The 16114-nt window shown below is 74.6% G+C and carries 11 protein-coding genes; 4 read left to right on the top strand and 7 right to left on the bottom strand.

Features of this window, described 5'->3' with window-relative positions; all coding sequences use genetic code 11:
• The first annotated feature begins 72 nt into the window (after window positions 1-72).
• Both AB0N29_RS07030 and AB0N29_RS07025 read left to right on the top strand, forming a co-directional pair.
• Window positions 73-1221, top strand: a complete 1149-nt coding sequence (locus AB0N29_RS07030) for a zinc-dependent alcohol dehydrogenase (RefSeq protein WP_302266580.1) — start codon at window positions 73-75, stop codon at window positions 1219-1221.
• A 17-nt stretch (window positions 1222-1238) separates the two neighbouring features.
• Window positions 1239-1808, top strand: coding sequence for a hypothetical protein (locus AB0N29_RS07025; RefSeq protein ID WP_364865248.1), 570 nt, complete (start codon window positions 1239-1241; stop codon window positions 1806-1808).
• Between the two features lie 201 nt (window positions 1809-2009).
• Here the strand turns inward: AB0N29_RS07025 and AB0N29_RS07020 are convergent, their stop codons facing one another.
• The 6 genes from AB0N29_RS07020 to pepN form a co-directional block, all read right to left on the bottom strand.
• A complete protein-coding gene (locus AB0N29_RS07020; RefSeq protein WP_364865246.1) occupies window positions 2010-2753 on the bottom strand; it encodes a DUF2652 domain-containing protein in 744 nt (247 codons plus the stop codon).
• Window positions 2746-4482 (bottom strand): MFS transporter, encoded by a 1737-nt coding sequence (locus AB0N29_RS07015; RefSeq protein ID WP_364865244.1) that lies wholly within the window; start codon window positions 4480-4482, stop codon window positions 2746-2748. The genes AB0N29_RS07020 and AB0N29_RS07015 overlap by 8 nt, the downstream gene beginning before the upstream one ends.
• Window positions 4483-4626: 144 nt before the next feature.
• Window positions 4627-7509, bottom strand: a complete 2883-nt coding sequence (locus AB0N29_RS07010) for an SMC family ATPase (RefSeq protein WP_364865242.1) — start codon at window positions 7507-7509, stop codon at window positions 4627-4629.
• Complete coding sequence (locus AB0N29_RS07005; protein WP_364865240.1) at window positions 7506-8693, bottom strand: exonuclease SbcCD subunit D; 1188 nt, start codon at window positions 8691-8693, stop codon at window positions 7506-7508. Before AB0N29_RS07005 ends, AB0N29_RS07010 begins: the two co-directional genes overlap by 4 nt.
• 55 nt (window positions 8694-8748) lie before the next feature.
• Window positions 8749-9585 (bottom strand): formate dehydrogenase accessory sulfurtransferase FdhD, encoded by an 837-nt coding sequence (locus AB0N29_RS07000; protein ID WP_364865238.1) that lies wholly within the window; start codon window positions 9583-9585, stop codon window positions 8749-8751.
• Between the two features lie 10 nt (window positions 9586-9595).
• Window positions 9596-12052, bottom strand: coding sequence for an aminopeptidase N (gene pepN, locus AB0N29_RS06995; protein WP_364865236.1), 2457 nt, complete (start codon window positions 12050-12052; stop codon window positions 9596-9598).
• Window positions 12053-12204: 152 nt separating this feature from the next.
• Between pepN and AB0N29_RS06990 the strand changes: the two genes are divergently transcribed.
• Window positions 12205-13923, top strand: a complete 1719-nt coding sequence (locus tag AB0N29_RS06990; RefSeq protein ID WP_364865233.1) for a hypothetical protein — start codon at window positions 12205-12207, stop codon at window positions 13921-13923.
• Window positions 13924-14086: 163 nt separating this feature from the next.
• Complete coding sequence (locus AB0N29_RS06985; RefSeq protein ID WP_364865231.1) at window positions 14087-14812, top strand: hemerythrin domain-containing protein; 726 nt, start codon at window positions 14087-14089, stop codon at window positions 14810-14812.
• Between the two features lie 171 nt (window positions 14813-14983).
• Here the strand turns inward: AB0N29_RS06985 and AB0N29_RS06980 are convergent, their stop codons facing one another.
• Complete coding sequence (locus tag AB0N29_RS06980; RefSeq protein WP_302271542.1) at window positions 14984-16105, bottom strand: putative manganese transporter; 1122 nt, start codon at window positions 16103-16105, stop codon at window positions 14984-14986.
• Between the last annotated feature and the right edge of the window lie 9 nt (window positions 16106-16114).

Raw genomic sequence — 16114 nt, 5'->3', positions numbered from 1 at the left:
GACCCCGCGGCCGAGGGGCCACAGACGAGCGCACCAGGAACCTCAACGAGTGGCAGACAGATGGAGGCAAGCATGCGAGCGATGGTCTACCGCGGGCCCTACCGGATCCGCGTCGAGGAGAAGGACATCCCGGCGATCGAGCACCCCAACGACGCCATCGTCCGGGTGACGCGGGCCGCGATCTGTGGATCCGACCTGCACCTGTACCACGGCATGATGCCCGACACCCGGGTCGGCATGACGTTCGGGCACGAGTTCATCGGAGTGGTCCACGAGGTCGGTCCGTCGGTGGAGAGGCTCCAGCGGGGAGACCGGGTCATGGTGCCGTTCAACGTGTTCTGCGGGACGTGCTTCTTCTGCGCGCGGGGGCTCTACTCCAACTGCCACAACGTGAACCCCAACGCGACCGCCGTCGGCGGGATCTACGGCTACTCCCACACGTGCGGCGGGTACGACGGTGGCCAGGCCGAGTACGTCCGGGTTCCGTTCGCCGACGTGGGCCCGGGGTTGGTACCGGAATGGATGGACGACGACGACGCGGTGCTCTTCACCGACGCGCTCCCGACCGGCTACTTCGGGGCGCAGCTCGGGGACATCGTGGAGGGTGACGTGGTCGTGGTGTACGGCGCCGGGCCGGTGGGTCTGTTCGCGGCCCGGTCGGCGTGGCTCATGGGCGCCGGACGCGTGATCGTCGTCGACCACCTCGACTACCGGCTCGACAAGGCGCGCGGGTTCGCCCACGCCGAGGTCGTCAGCTTCACCGAGCACCACGACGTCGTCCGCCATCTCAAGCACCTGACCGACGGCCTGGGCGCCGACGTCGTCATCGACGCGGTCGGCGCAGAGGCCGACGGCAGCCTCCTCCAGCACGTGACCTCGGCGAAGCTCAAGCTCCAGGGCGGGTCGCCGGTCGCACTGAACTGGGCGATCGACACCGTCCGCAAGGGCGGCACCGTGTCGGTCGTGGGCGCCTACGGGCCGTTGTTCAGTGCGGTCAAGCTCGGTGACGCGATGAACAAGGGGCTCACCCTCCGCATGAACCAGTGCCCGGTCAAGCGGCAGTGGCCACGCCTGTTGGAGCACGTCCGCAACGGCTACTTCAAGCCCAGCGACATCGTCACCCACCACGTGCCGCTCGAGCACATCACCGAGGGCTACCACATGTTCTCGGCCAAGCTCGACCAGTGCATCAAGCCCATCGTCGTCACCAGCGCGGCCTGAGCCAGGAGGAAGACGCCATGCCGTACACACCCCACAAGCCCCCGCTCGCCGAGAGCAGCGAGGACCTTCGAGCACGGATCCCCGGCTGGGGTGCCGACGCCGACCGGGCCGACCGTCCCTCCGTGCCGCGGGAGCGGTTCGACCCCACCTTCGCGGGCGCCCACTGGGAGCACCCGGACCGGCAGCCGGAGAAGTGGCCCCGGGAACGCTCGGTGGAGCACACCCGGCTCCCACCGGTGTTCGGCACGACCTGCCCGCCCGCAGGGCTCTCCGGCACCGTTCGCAAGCTGGCCTACGCGAGGTACAGCGAGGGGCAGGCCGCGCACTGGCTGCTGCTGATCGCGGCGGACCGGGTCGACGCCGTCGAGAGCGCGCTGCGCTCGATGCTCACCCTGCGCCCGGACAACCCCATCACGCAGACCGGCGTGCAGGCCGAGGTCACGCACCACGGGCTGCGGTCGCGGCTCAGGCACGACCGCGCGGACGTGAAGCACCACTGGATGGACCCGTTCATCGTCGGCGCCCCGTGGGCGCTCGCGGTCGTGCTCGTCGTCCGCACGGTGAGGCGCGTGCGTCGGCTCGCCTAGGCCTCTGGCCCGGACTCCATCAGGCGTGGAGGTCGCGTCGGGTGCTTCCCGCCGAGGCGTTCGCGCGTCCCGCCCGCGCTCGGGCGCGGCACCTCACGTCCGGGGGTGCGACATCCGCTGTCGGTAGGAGGTCGGGGTGGTCGCGCCAGCACCTCCGCCACGCAGGGTCGCGCCGCGTCCGGCGGCTGACCCGAGCGCGCGTCAGGTGGAGGAGGTGGGGGAGGTGGCCCGCCGGCGGCGGAGCCCGAGCATGTAGGGCATCCCGGAGCCGGCCACGGTGAGGGTCCGGCCGAGGCGCTCGAGGAGGGTCGGGTCCGGCGGTGCGGCGAGCGAGGGGTCGGCGAGGTCGGCGACGTCGACGAAGTACCCGCGTGTCGGTCCGATCCCCTCCAGGTCCTGCAGGACCTCGTGGGAGGCCGTCGCCACCGTGTCGTCGCGGAGCCGGTGGAGGTCCTCGGAGAGCAGGACGTACTCCGGGATCCCCACCGGGTTCTTGAGCATCCGGTGGACGAGGATGACGTCGATCCCCACCAGCTTGTGCCGCTTCCTGATCGTCTGGGTGGCGACCTCGCCGATGTGCGCGACGAACTTCAGCCGCAGGCTGTCCACCTCGTTGCACCCCTGGCAGGGGCACAGGTTCGTGGCGACGTAGCGGCGCTCGAGGTGGAACGCGCGGTGCATCGCCGCGGCGACCTCGAACGTGGCCCTGACCGCCGCGCCGTCGGTCAGGGTGTCGGCGGGACGGGACAGGAACGCCGCGTCGCCCTCGATCTCGACCAGGTCGAACCCCGAGGCCGCGTCGATGACGCGGTCCAGCAGCCTCGACATGTTCACCTCCGCGTGCGCCAGGCTCATGCGGTGCGTCCGCATGTAGGTGGTGTAGCCGCTGACGTCGGCGATCACCAGCAGTGCTCGCTCGGGCGCCGTGCCGGGGGACCTAGCCATGGGGAGCTCCTGGAGGGGGGTCGGGGCGGGGCCCGTTCACCCCGCCGGTCGGGCTGAAGCGGTCGAGCCTGGACGCGACCGTCGTACCGGCGTCGCGGGCGCTCGGCGGGTAGCCCAGGACGACCGCGAGGAAGTGCTCGGACCGCAGGGACTGCAGCCGGAGCGGCTGCGTCGCCCGGATGCCGGCCGTCCGGCGGACCTGCCGCAGCAGGGCGATCTCCCCGAACCCCTCGCCGGGGCCCAGCCTCGCGACGACCTCGCCGTCGCCGACCACCACGGCCTCGCCCGACTCGATGACGAAGTAGCGGTCGCCGACGTCGCCCTGCTCGAAGACGGTGGCACCGGCGGGTACGTCGACGGGCTGCATGCCGCGGGCGAGCTGCTCGACGGCGGGCAGGGGCAGGAAGCCCAGCATCGGGACACGCCGCAACGTCGCGATCTCCTCGTCACGCACGCTGAGCGAACGGTCCATCCGGCGGAGCCGCGGCCAGGCGAGCGCCGCGGCGACCGGGCACAGGACCCCGACGACGACCAACGTGGCGCGGATGCCGGCCAGCTCGACGACCACCGAGGTCAGCACGGCTCCCAGGCCCATCGAGAGGGCGACCAGGCTCTCCAGCACGCCGAAGACCCGTGCCAGCACCTCGTCGGGTGCGATCCGGCCGAGCAGGGTGAAGCCCCCCAGGTCGATCAGCGCGTTGCCGACGCCGACGCACGCGAGCATCGCCAGCGCGGTCGTCTCGTGCGGGAGCACGCCGATCACGATCACCGGTAGTCCCCACAGAGAGACACCGAGGGCGAACCACCCGCCCAGCCGCCGGGTGTCGAGCAGCAGCGCGGCGGCGAGCGACCCGAGGACGGCGCCGGCGCCGATCGCGGCGGTCAGCAGCCCGGCGCCGGACTCGCCGGTCCGGAGGAGGTCGATCGCGACCACGACGGTGAGCACCGTGAGCGCGCCTCGGGTTAGGGTCTGCGCGACGGCGAGGCCCATGATCAGCGCCAGGTCACCGCTCCGGCGGACCGCCCGGATCCCCTCCGCGGCGGACCGGAGCAGAGCGCCCTCCGGGGGCGCCGACGGGCGCGGGGGCGCGTCGTAGCGCAGGCGGGCCACGAGGAACGCCGCCCACAACGAGGCGGCCGAGGCGACGGCGAAGACCGAGGTCACCCCGGCGACGCCCAGCAGGAGCGCCGCCAGCAGCGGACCCAGCAACGTCGCCACCGAGTCCAGGAGACCGCGCACGACGTTGGTGCTCGTGAGCTCGTACCCGGAGCGGCACAACGAGGGCAGCAGCGCCGAGTGCGCCGGCCGGTAGAGGGTCGCGGCGATCGTGGAGACGACGGCGAGGACGTAGACCAGGCTCGTGGGTCCCGACATGCCCACGACGAGCGCGACCGCAGCCGTGGCCACGCCGCGCACCGTGGAGACCACGACCAGGACCCGCTCCCTGCGGCCCCGGTCCGCCAGCGGCGTCAGCACCGGGGCGAGCAGCGCGGAGGGTGCCATGCGGAGGAGACCGACGAGTCCGACCGCCGCCGCCCCGCCGTCGCGGTACGCCACGATCCCGAGCCCCACGGTGAAGGCCCACTCGGCGGTCCAGGCGCCGAGGAAGCTGAGCTGGGCGCGCCGCAGGCTGGGGTTGCGTGCGTTGCTGGCGATGGCGGCTGCAGCCCTGCCTAGCCGGCCACCGGTCTCGGTGCCGGGACGGGGTCCCGCGGGCTGCTCGCGCACGGTCTCGGGCTCAACTCTCGCTAGGCGATCGCCCAGGCGCGGATCTGCTCCGCCGATCGCGGTCCTCCTGCATCGTCATCGATCCACGAGCCGTTGCCAAGGGATCGGGCACGCTGGAGCGGCCGGTGACCGGGTGGTGCCCGGTTAGCCGGTGAGCGCGACCGTGGAGCCGTGCCGGGACTTCGCCACGAGCAGCTGGGTGGGGATCCGGTCGCGCATCTCGGCGACGTGGCTGACGACGCCGACGACCCGGCCACCGTCGCGCAGGGAGTCGAGGGTGTCCATGACGTCGTCGAGGGTGTCGGCGTCGAGGGAGCCGAAGCCCTCGTCCACGAACAACGTGTCGAGTGCGGCGCCGCCGACCTCGTTGGTGATGACGTCGGCCAGGCCGAGGGCGAGGGCCAGGGACACCACGAAGGTCTCGCCGCCCGACAGCGTCGCGGGGTCGCGGGCCTCGCCGGACCAGTCGTCGCGGACCAGCAGCGAGAGGCCGCCGCGGGTCTCGCCGGCGCCGCGACGGCCGGTGTGCTCGAGGGAGTAGCGCTGGTCGCTCATCCGGGCCAGCCGCTCGTTCGCCGCAGCGACGACCTGGGAGAGCCGGTAGGCCAGCACGTAGGCCGAGAGCCGCATCTGCAGGAGGTTGTCGGCGGACTTGCCCTCGACGAAGGAGCACAGGCGGCTCGTGAGCTCCAGCTCCGAGCGGAGCGGTGCCCACTCCTCCAGCGCGGCGGCCAGCGCGCCCTCGAGGTCCGCCAGCCGAGCCGCACGGGCCGACCACAGCGCCTCCGCGGCACGCGCGGTGCTCAGGGCGGTGAGCGCACCGCGGTGCTCGACGGCGAGACGGTCCAGGTCGGGCAGGAGAGCGGTCGCCACCTCGTCGGCCCCCGGCTCGCGCAGCACCTCGGTCACCGCCGCGAGCCGGCGCTCGTGGGTGGACAGGCGCTCCTCGAGCCGCTCGCAGGCGCGCTGGTCGAGCAGCGCGGCGGCCGCCTCGTCGGCCGCGCCGAAACCGGCCGCGGCGACCGCCTCGTCGAGGGCCGTCTCCGCCTCGGCGACGGCGCGCTCGGCCTCCGCGAGCCGGTCGAGCGCGACCAGAGCCTCGCCGCACGCGCGCTCCACGGACCGGTGGTGGCGCAGCAGGCCGTCCAGGTCCCGGACGGCGTCCCCGGTGGGCACCAGCCAGTCGTGCGCGGCGAGCGCCTCGGCCAGCTCGGCACCGAGGCTCTCGGCCTCCTCGGCCAGGGACCGGCCGGTCGCCTCGAGGCGCGCGGCCTCGGCGACGAGGGTCTCGACCTCCGCGGAGGCGGTCGCGGAGTCGGGTGCCGACCGACCACCGGCCGCGGTGAGCAGCGCCTGCAGCGCGCGGTCGAGCTCGGCCCGCTCGGCCTCGAGGAGCGCGATGCTCCCGGCCCCGGCGGCGGCCTCGGCGTGCTCGAGGCGGGTGGTGAGCTCGCGCACCTCGACGTCGCGCAGGTGCTCGACGGACGCGGCGTCGTCGACCGCCCGCTGGGCCTGCTTCTCGGCCCGCTCGTCGGGGGCGCCGGGACCGGGCAGGGCCTTGACGGGGTGGTCATCGGAGCCGCACACCGGGCAGCAGGCGCCGACGGCCAGCGCACCGGCGAGCTCGGCGGCCATGCTGTCCAGCCGCGCGCGGCGTACGTCGGCGGCGTGCTCGCGTGCGGTCAGCGTGGCCTCGCGCGACTCGTGCCAGGCCTCCCGGGCGACGGCGAGCTGCTCGCGCAGCCGCGCCACCGTCGCGTGGGCCTCGGCCCGGACGGCCAGGCCGTCGAGCGTGGCGCGCACCTCGACCGCCTCGCACCGCGCCCGCGCCTCACCGACCTGGCGCTCGACCCGCCGGGCGAGCCCGGCCAGCCGCTCGAGCTCGCCGTGGACGGTCCCGAGGCGGGCGGCGCGGGGCTGCAGCGCGCGGACGTGCGCGGCGGCGTCGACGGCGGCGTCGAGCTCGGCCCGCACCTCGTGCCGGTCGTCGCGGGTGACCGCAGCGGCAGCGGTGCCGCGGGTGCGCTGCGCCTGGTCGAGCAGCCGCAGCCAGGGGGCGACGGTGGCGGCGCGTCGGCCGGTGTCGAGCGCGAGCCGGTCGCGGGCCACGTCGTCGGCGTCGGCCAGGAGCCGGCGGTGCTCGGCGGCGGCGGCGTCGATCCGCGCGCGCCGCTCGGTGAGGGCGCGGCCGGACTCCAGGGCCGTCCGGGCCGCAGCCTCGGCGGAGGCGGCCGAGACCGCTGACTCGACGGCGGAGGCCGAGGCGGTGGCGGCGCGGGACGCGAGCTCGTGGACCCAGCCGAGGAGTGCGCCGTCCCCGGCCGGCTCGGTCAGGTCCCGCACGTCCCACGGCACGGGCGTCTCGACGACCTCGCTGACCCGGCTGGCCAGGTCGGCGACCCCCTGGTGGGCCGACTCCGACCGGCGCCGCAGGTCCAGCCGTCGGTCGCGCAGCCAGCGCTCGACGTCGGCGAACCGACCGGTGCGGAAGAGCCGCTGCAGCAGCTCGTGGCGCTCCTCGGACCGCGCCCGCAGGAAGGCCTGGAACCGGCCCTGGGGCAGCATCGCGACCTGGGTGAACTGGGTGAGGTTCATGCCCAGCAGCTCCGCGACCTGGTGGCCGGTCTCGTCGAGCCGGGAGGACAGGGGGACCCACGCACCGGCGACGAGCTCGGAGAGCGTCACCGAGGCCTGCTGGGTGGTGGTGCCGGACCCGCGCTTCTTGGGCCGGTCCCAGGCGGGGGAGCGCACGATCCGGAAGCGCCGACCGGCCAGGGTCGCCTCGAGGGTCACCTGGGGCGCGACGCCCGCGGCGGCGCCGTCGCACCGCAGCCGCTTGGCGCTGGACCGGTCGCCCGGGACGTCGCCGTAGAGCGCGAAGCACACGGCGTCCAGGACGCTCGTCTTGCCGGCACCGGTCGGGCCCGACAGCAGGAAGAGACCGGCGGCGGAGAGGTGGTCGAAGTCGACCCGGACCGTGTCGGCGAAGGGGCCGAACGCGGTCGCCTCCAGGACGTGCAGCCTCACCCGGCCACCCCCGACGAGAGTCCGGCCCGCTCCGCGACGGCGCGGTCGAGGTCGGGGTCGTCGCAGCACGCGTCGACGGCGGCGTCGAGGAGCGCGCGCTCCTCGGCGCTCGGCCCGGTGCCGCGGAGGTCGCGGACGAAGGCGTGCGCGATGTCGTGGTCGGTGCGACCGGCGGTGCGGGTCGCGGGCGCCGCACCGAGGCCGGGCGGCGGGGTCGCGAAGCCCAGGACGAGCGCGTGCGGGAAGCGCCGGCGGAGCCGGTCCATCGCCTGGAGCGGCCGTACCTCGTCGGTGAGCGTGGCCTGGACCCAGGAGCCCTCGTGCCGCTCGTGGCGCGGGTCCTCGAGCAGGTCGGCGAGGGTGCCGGTGAGCCGGGCGAGAGGCCGGGGAACCGGCGCCTCGACGTACTCGGCGTGGACCGCGCCGTCGGCGGCGAGGTCGACCAGCCAGGAGCCCTTGCGGTGGTCGGTCTCGGAGAAGGAGTAGGCCAGGGGCGACCCGCTGTACCGGACCCGGTCGGTCAGCACGTGCCGACCGTGCAGGTGGCCCAGCGCGACGTAGTCGATGCCGTCGAAGAGCGTGGTCGGCACGATCGAGACCCCGCCGACGGAGATGTCGCGCTCGGAGTCGCTCGGCTGGGCGCCCGCCACGAACGCGTGCGCCAGCACCACCGACCGGGTGCCGGGCCGGGTCGCGAGGTCGGCCCGGACGCGTGCCATCGCCTCGGTCAGCGCGGCCTCGTGCGAACGGCGAGGCAGCTCCCAGGGGGCGGCCACCGCGTGCGGGTCGAGGTAGGGCAGCGCGTGCACGGCGACCGAGCCGTGCTCGTCCTCGAGCAGCACCGGCGTGCCCACGCCGGCGGGGTCGGTGCGGATGAAGACCCCGGCCGCGTCGATGAGCCGTGAGCTGAAGCCGAGGCGCTGGGCGCTGTCGTGGTTGCCGCTGGAGACGACGACCCGCGCCCGCGACGCGGCGAGCCGGACCAGGACGTCGTCGGCCAGCCGGACCGCGTCGACGTGGGGGAGGGCGCGGTCGTAGACGTCGCCCGCGACCACCACGAGGTCGACCCGCTCGGACTCGACGACCTCGAGCAGGTGGTCGGCGAAGGCGGCCTGGTGGACGAGCATCCCCTCACGGTGGAACGACCGGCCCAGGTGCCAGTCGGAGGTGTGGAGGATGCGCACAGGAGGACCGTAGGAGGCCGCGCCGACAGTCCCTCGGACCCACGCCGCGGAGGGCTCAGGTGTAGCGCACGCAACGCCGCTGGGAGGTGAACCCGTAGAGCACCAGCCCCGCCTCGGCGGCCAGTCCTGCCGACAGGCTGGTCGGCGCACCGACCGATGCGAGCGCGCCGACCCCGGCGGCCAGGGCCTTCTGCACCAGCTCGAAGCCCGCCCGGCCGCTGACGACGAGCACCGACTCGGCCGGCGACAGCCCGGCGAGCACGCGCGCGCCCGTCACCTTGTCCACCGCGTTGTGGCGGCCGACGTCCTCACGCACGACCAGCGGCTCGCCGGCGGCGGTGAAGAGCCCGGCCGCGTGCACGCCGCCGGTGCGGTCGAAGACGCGCTGCCCGCCGCGCAGCACGTCGGGCAGGCCGCGCACGACGTCGGCGTCGGGCAGGTCGCCGGTCCAGCGCGCCGCGGCGCTCACCGTGAGCGCTGAGGCGACCGAGTCCTTGCCGCAGACCCCGCACGCCGAGGAGCCGGAGGAGAACGTGTCGTGCCGGTGGCCCGGGTCGGCCGCGGGCGGGCCGTCGAGGGTGACCGTGACGACGTTGAACTCCTGCTCGGGGGAGAGGTCGGCGTCGGTGCAGTACGCCACCCCGGCGATCGCGCCGCGGCCCTCCGGGCCGACGAGCCCCTCGTGCACCAGCCACCCGGCCGCCAGCTCGAAGTCGTTGCCCGGCGTGCGCATCGTGACCCAGACCCGGCGCGCCGCCGCGCCCGGCCAGGCCAGGCGGATCTCGAGCGGTTCCTCGGTGGCCAGCCGGTCCTCGTGGCGGCGCTCGGTGCCGTCGGCGAGCAGCTCGTGCACCCGCGTCCGCACGGTCGGGCCCGGGCGCCGCGCCTTCACCGCCGCGCCTTCACGCGCCGTACCGCTCACGGGTGCGGACCATCCGCTCGAGCCGGTCGGCGCACTCGTCGAGGCGGCGGCGCAGCGAGACGTCGAGCGAGTCGTCGGCGAGCAGCGCACGGGCCCGGTCGAGCGTCGGGCGGTCGAGCGCGGTCACCGGGAAGAACGCCTCCGCGGCGTCGGCGAGGACCCAGCCGCTGCGGACGGCGGCGGTGCCGGGCAGGTCGGCGAAGTAGCGCTCGACGTACGGCGCGGTCACGTCGGCCTGGCTCGGCTGCCACAGCCCGATCCCGGCGGCCTCGATCTCGTAGTTGCTCGCCTCGGCGGCGCCGGTGAACCGCGCCCAGGCCCACTCCTTCGCCGCCTCCTCCGGCAGCGCGGCCCGGGCCCGCGTGTGGTGCACCGTCGCGGCGGCCGTGGGGGAGTCCGCGAGCGCGGCGTCGAGCTCGGCGACGTCGGTGGCGCCGAGGACGGCCAGCCGGTGCAGCAGCCGCCAGCGCACGTCGGCGTCGACGTCGATGCCGTCCGGCGCGGCCTGGAGCCACCCGCGCAGGACCTCGGGGTCGCCGGCGGAGCGGACGGAGGCGCGGAACGCCGCAAGCTGGCCCTCGGAGCCCGGCTCGAGGGCGGCCAGCCGGGCGACGGCCGCCTCGTGGACCCGCTCGACGGAGCCCTCCGGCGCGAGCGGCAGCAGGGTGGAGAACACCCACGGGATCGTGCGTCGCGGCATCCCGCTCTGGAAGGGGTCCTCGGGGTCCTCGACCGGGAACCGCGAGACGACCAGGTCGACGACGGCCGCGGGGTCGGCGGCGGCGTCGTGCACCGCGGTCCGGACGTTGTTCCAGACGCCGGCCAGCAGGCCGGGGTCCTCGATGCCGGGCAGCACGGTGGGCAGTGCGGAGAGCGTGGTCGCGTCGGCGCGGACCGCCGCCCACGTGTCGTCGTAGGGGTCCAGCACGACGGCGGCGTCGCCGGCGTCGAACGCCGTCTCCGGGCCGTCGACCACCACCCGCCGGACGTCCCACCCGCCCTCGCCGGCGACGGCCACGCGCAGGGTGTGCGAGCGGTCGGCCGGCTGCGCCGGGGGAGGGGTACGGCGCAGCACGCCGGCCGCGCGGTCCAGCTCGATCGTGTCGGGGCCGGCCGTGCGCAGCCACTGCTCGGTGAAGGAGGAGAGGTCGTGGGCGCCGGCCCGCTCCCAACTGGCGAACAGGTCGTGCATCGTCGCGTTGCCGAACCGGTGCCGGGTGAGGTGGTCCACGACCCCGCCGAGGAACACCTCGTCGCCGAGGGTCGCCGCGAGCTGGCGCAGCACCGTCGAGCCCTTGGTGTAGGAGATCCCGTCGAAGTCCTGCAGGGCGGCGGTCGCGTCGACGGCGCCGTTGCCGGCGACCGGGTGGGTGCCGGGGCCGAGGTCCGCGACGAGGCCCCACTGCCGGCGCGCGTAGGAGGTGTCGACCCACGCATCGGCGTACTCGGTGGCGTCGGCCGTGACCCGGTTGCCCATATACTCCGCGAAGGACTCGTTGAGCCACAGGTCGTCCCACCAACGCGGCGTCACCAGGTTGCCGAACCACTGGTGGGCCATCTCGTGCGCGACCGTCGTGGCGCGGTTGATGCGCGCGCCCCGGGTCACCCGGGTGTCGAAGACGAGCTGGTCGCGGAACGTGACGCAGCCGGGGTTCTCCATCGCCCCGGCGTTGAACTCCGGCACGAACGCCTGGTGGTAGTCGCCGAAGGGGTAGCGGATCCCGAAGAGCCGGTGCAGCTCGTCGAAGGACTGCCGGGTGAGCGTGAAGAGCTCGTCGGCCTCCCGCTCGAGCGCCGGCGCGAGGCTCGCCCGGGCGCTCAGGCCCAGCGCAATGCCGTCGTGCTCGTCGCGCAGCACGTGGTAGGGCCCGGCGACCACCGTGACGAAGTACGTCGACAGCGGCTGGGTCGGCCCGATCGTCCACAGGCCGGGCTCCGGGCTGGTCGCCGGCGCGTTCCCGACGACCGTCCAGCCCGTCGGAGCGAGCACCGTGAAGGTGTAGGGCGCCTTCAGGTCGGGCTGGTCGAAGCAGGCGAAGACGCTCGGTGCGGCGTCCATGAACGACATGCCGTAGACGTAGTGCTGCCCGTCCGCGGGGTCGACGCTGCGGTGCAGGCCCTCGCCGTCGTTGCGGAACCGCATCGTCGCCTCGACGACCAGCTCGTTCGGCCCGGAGGCCGTCTCCAGCGGCAGCCGGCCCCGGTCGAGGGCGTCGGGGTCCAGCGGGGTCCCGTTGAGGACCACCCGGTGCACGCGGGCCGGCTTGAGGTCGACGAACGTCGGCCCGCCGAGGGAGTCGAAGCGGATCGTCGTGACCGACCCGAAGGTCGACTCGTCCGCGGCCAGGTCCAGGCGGACGTCGTAGGACTCGACGGTGAGGAGGTCCGCGCGGGCCTCCGCCTCGACGCGCTGCAGGCTGCGGTGGGGGGTGCTCACGCGGCCACCCTACGGAGCGGTCGGCGTCCCTCCGGCCCGCCCGGCCGGAGATCGTGACCCCACCGAGACCCGAGGCAACCAAATCTCCGGTCGCGGCGTCGTACGTTGCAGCGAGCGTGCTCCACGCTCCGTTGTCCGGGAGGAAAGAACACATGACGACCACTCGACGCCGGGGCACCGCCCTGGTCTCCCTCACCGCCGCGACAGGGTTGCTGCTCGGGACAGCAGCCCTCGGCACCGGCCCGGCCACCTCGGCCGAGCCCGCCGGCGACTGCACGCCTGCCTTCCCGGTCTCCGAGCTCGCCGAGGGCGACGCCGTCAGCGGTCTCACGGTCACCCGGGGCACCACGCCCGAGTCCTTCACCGGCGAGGTGATCGGGGTCTACGACGACGGCATCGGCCCCGACCTCGACATGGTCATGGTCCGCGTCGACATGCCGGAGGTCGACAAGGCCGGCATCTGGCAGGGCATGTCCGGCTCGCCGGTGTACGCCGCCGACGGCCGCCTCATCGGGGCCGTCGCCTACGGCCTGGCCTTCGGCCCCTCGCCGGTCGCGGGCGTCACCCCGTTCGCCGACATGGACGACTACCTCGCCGAGCCGCCGGCCGCCAAGGTCCCGGTCGGCAGGAAGCTGGCCGCCAGCATCGCCCGCTCGACCGACGTCACGCCGGCCCAGGCGGCGCAGGGGCTCCGACAGCTCCCGATGCCGGTCGGGGTCTCCGGCGTCAGCGCCCAGCGTGTCGCCGGCACCGAGGAGCGGCCCTACTTCCCGAAGGGTGCGAGGGCCGTCGCGGGCGGTTCCGCCGCCGCGGCGGGCCCGGAGACGATCGTCCCGGGCGGCAACATGGCCGCCTCCCTCTCCTACGGCGACGTGACCCAGGCCGGCGTCGGCACCGCCACCTCGGTCTGCAACGGCCGGGTCGTGGGCTTCGGCCACCCGATGTCCTTCGAGGGCGAGACCACCATGAGCCTCCACCCGGCCTCCGCGCTCTACGTCCAGGAGGACCCGGTCGGGCCCGGCTTCAAGGTCGCCAACCTCGGCGCCCCGGTCGGCACCGTCTCCGAGGACCACCTGACCGGCATCACCGGCTTCCTCGGCCGGCTGCCGCGGGCGACCACGATCGCCAACACGGCGACGTACGACGGCCGCACCCGCACCGGCACGAGCAAGAACACCGTCGACAGCGCCGCGGCCAGCACGACCTACTACCAGGTCATCGCCAACCACGACCGGGTCGTCGACGCGATCATGCCCGGCTCGGAGACGATGAGCTGGAAGATCACCGGCACCGACACCGACGGCTCGGCCTTCTCGCTCTCCTTCAGCGACCGCTACGCCTCGGAGTACGACATCACCGGCGACGCGGGCTACGAGCTCGCCGACCTCGTCTACGCCCTGAGCCAGATCGACGGGGTCGAGCTCGACTCGGTCACCAGCCAGTCCGTCGTGAGCGACGACAGCGACACCTACCGCGTGCGCAGCATCCAGCAGCGCCGCGGCGGCGAGTGGGTCACCCTGGGCAAGGGCGAGCGCGCCGAGGCCCGGGCCGGCGGGAAGCTCGTGCTCCGTGCCGCGCTCTCCGGGCCGGAGGGGACGACCTACGTCCCGGTCACCATGCGTGTCCCCGCCTCGGCGCAGGGCATGAAGGGCCAGGTCTCGGTGGAGGGCGGCGGCTGGCTGTGGACCGGCGGCACGATCAACTCGGTCGCCAAGGCCGAGCGGGTGGTGGCCGGCATGGTCCGCAACGACGCCCTTCAGGCCAACCTCTCCCTGGTCAAGCGCCGCAAGGAGGTCGAGAAGTCCAAGGTCACCGGGCCCACCGACCGCGTCGTGTACGGCGCCAAGCGGGTCCGCGTCGTCGTGCGGTGACGTCACGACACGGGGCCGTCCAGGCCCACCCCTGATCCACCCAGCAGCGCAGCGGCACGACCTCCGGGCGGGCCGGGAGCACCGGCTCCCGGCCCGCTCGGCGCATCGGGGGTGCGTCCGGGCGGAGGGTACGTCGCGGGGGCCGTCGGGTACCCCGACGGGCATGACGTCCATCGCGAACCAGACCGTCGCCGAGCTGGGCGGGGAGTGGAGCATCCTCCACCGCCAGCGTCGCGACCACATCCGCCTCGACGAGCTCCTCCACCGGCTCGAGGCCGCCGAGGGCACCGGTCAGCGCACAGTGCTGCGCGAGATCAACCGGCTGGTCTTCCCGCACGCCTTCGCCGAGGAGTCGGTCCTGTGGCCGGCGCTGCGGCGCATCCTCCCCGGTGACGAGGGCGAGCGGCTGACCCTCCAGGTCGAGCAGGAGCACCAGGAGGTCAACCACCTGGTGGTCCGGCTGGACTCCGAGGAGCTCACCGAGGCCGAGCGCCGTCCGGTCGTCGAGCGGCTCATCGAGGTGCTGCGCGAGGACGTGCGCGACGAGGAGGACGAACTGCTCCCGCGCCTCCAGCAGCTGGTCGGCGTCCAGCAGCTGCGGGCGCTCGGGCTGGCGTGGGAGGCGGTACGCCGCACGGCGCCGACGCGGCCGCACCCGACGGTCGCCCGCCGCCCACCGGGCAACGCCCTGGCCGGCCTGCCGCTCACGGTCGTCGACCGCACGCGCGACGCCCTGGACCAGGGCGCCGAGCGCGCGGCGGCGCCGACGGCCGAGCGGCTACGCCGCGCGAGCCAGGCCCTGGCCGACGTCGCCGGCCGCGTCGAGCGGGTGGGGGTGCTGCGGGTCGGCGAGGACCCCAGCACCCACGTGGAGGACCCACGCGCGTAGGCCGGTCACGGCGAGCACGGCCGCCGCGGCGAGCAGCCCGGCGGTCGTGCCGGTGACCACGCTGACCAGGACGGCCAGGCCGGCGAGGAGCAGGTTGCGGTGGGTGGTGGAGAGGTGGGTCGGGGACGTCGAGCGGGACATGGTTCCTCCGGGACGGGTTCGTGAGGGGCGTCAGGTGAGGACGAGCAGGGCCGATCCGACGACGATCGCCGGGATCGTGGTGAGCACGGTGGCCAGCAGCGCGGAGCGGTGCTCCATCGCCAGCAGGGGGATGAGCGCGTCGCCGTCCTGGCTGATGCTGTTGGCGACGAGCGTGGAGACCGGCATCCCTCCCGCGAGGAAGAGGCCGGCGAAGACGATCTGCACGGCGCAGCCGGGCACCAGCCCGATCAGCGCGCCGACCAGGACGCCTGCGAAGCCGAGCACCGGCAGCTGGGAGCCGTCGAAGCCGGTGAGGTGGGTCAGCAGCGACCACGCGACGTACGCCGCGGCCACCCAGACGGTCACGAACGACACCTCGTCGGCGCCCTTCGCGAGGACCTGCTGCATCGACGTGGGCTCGCCGTCGACGGTGTCGTCGGCCAGCTTGCAGCCGTTGCGCAGGAAGAACCCGACCGCGAGCACGGAGCCGACCAGGCCGATGGCCAGGTAGGGGTCGACGCCGCCGAGCAGGGAGTGACCGAGCGCCGCGGGGTCGAGCAGCTCGAAGGTCGTCGGGAGGCTGACGGTGGCGCCGGCGCCGAGCAGCAGCCACATCAGGGCCGGCAGGGTGGCCGCCTCCATCAGGAGGGTGCGCCGCCTGGCCGGTGCGGCGCCGGCGGGGAGCGCCGGCGCGGGGGAGACGGGGACGGGCGCCGGTGCCGGGCGGGCGACGGTGTCGACGCGGCGTCGTGGGGCGATGCCCACGGCGTCCACGACGTACCCCGTCGCCGCGCCCGTGGCGACCAGCAGGACCTTCATCTGGAGCGTCAGCACCGGGTCGGCCGCGAGCAGGACCCACGACGCGTCACCCATGGTGGCGACCAGTGCGGAGACCGCCGCGCCGTAGCTGACGGCGCCCCGCGCGTAGACCGACATGACGATGATCGCGCCGCCGCAGCCCGGCGGGACCGTCAGCAGGGCGGCCACCAGCGGGCCCAGCCGGCGGTGACGCTCGAGGGCGTCGTCCAGCCGGTGGCCCCACCGGTGGCGCGCCCAGCCGAAGGGCACCACCAGCAGCGCGACGAACACGCCGACCTCCATGAAGGCGTCGGCCAGGGGTCGCAGCAGCAGCTCGGTCGTCAGGTCGGTCATCAGCGCGTC

Origin of the sequence: Nocardioides sp. NPDC092400, from assembly GCF_040684155.1 — a bacterium.
Lineage (GTDB): Bacteria > Actinomycetota > Actinomycetes > Propionibacteriales > Nocardioidaceae > Nocardioides.
Note: the sequence above shows the minus strand (reverse complement) of the source record. Positions and strands in the feature narration are given on the sequence as shown.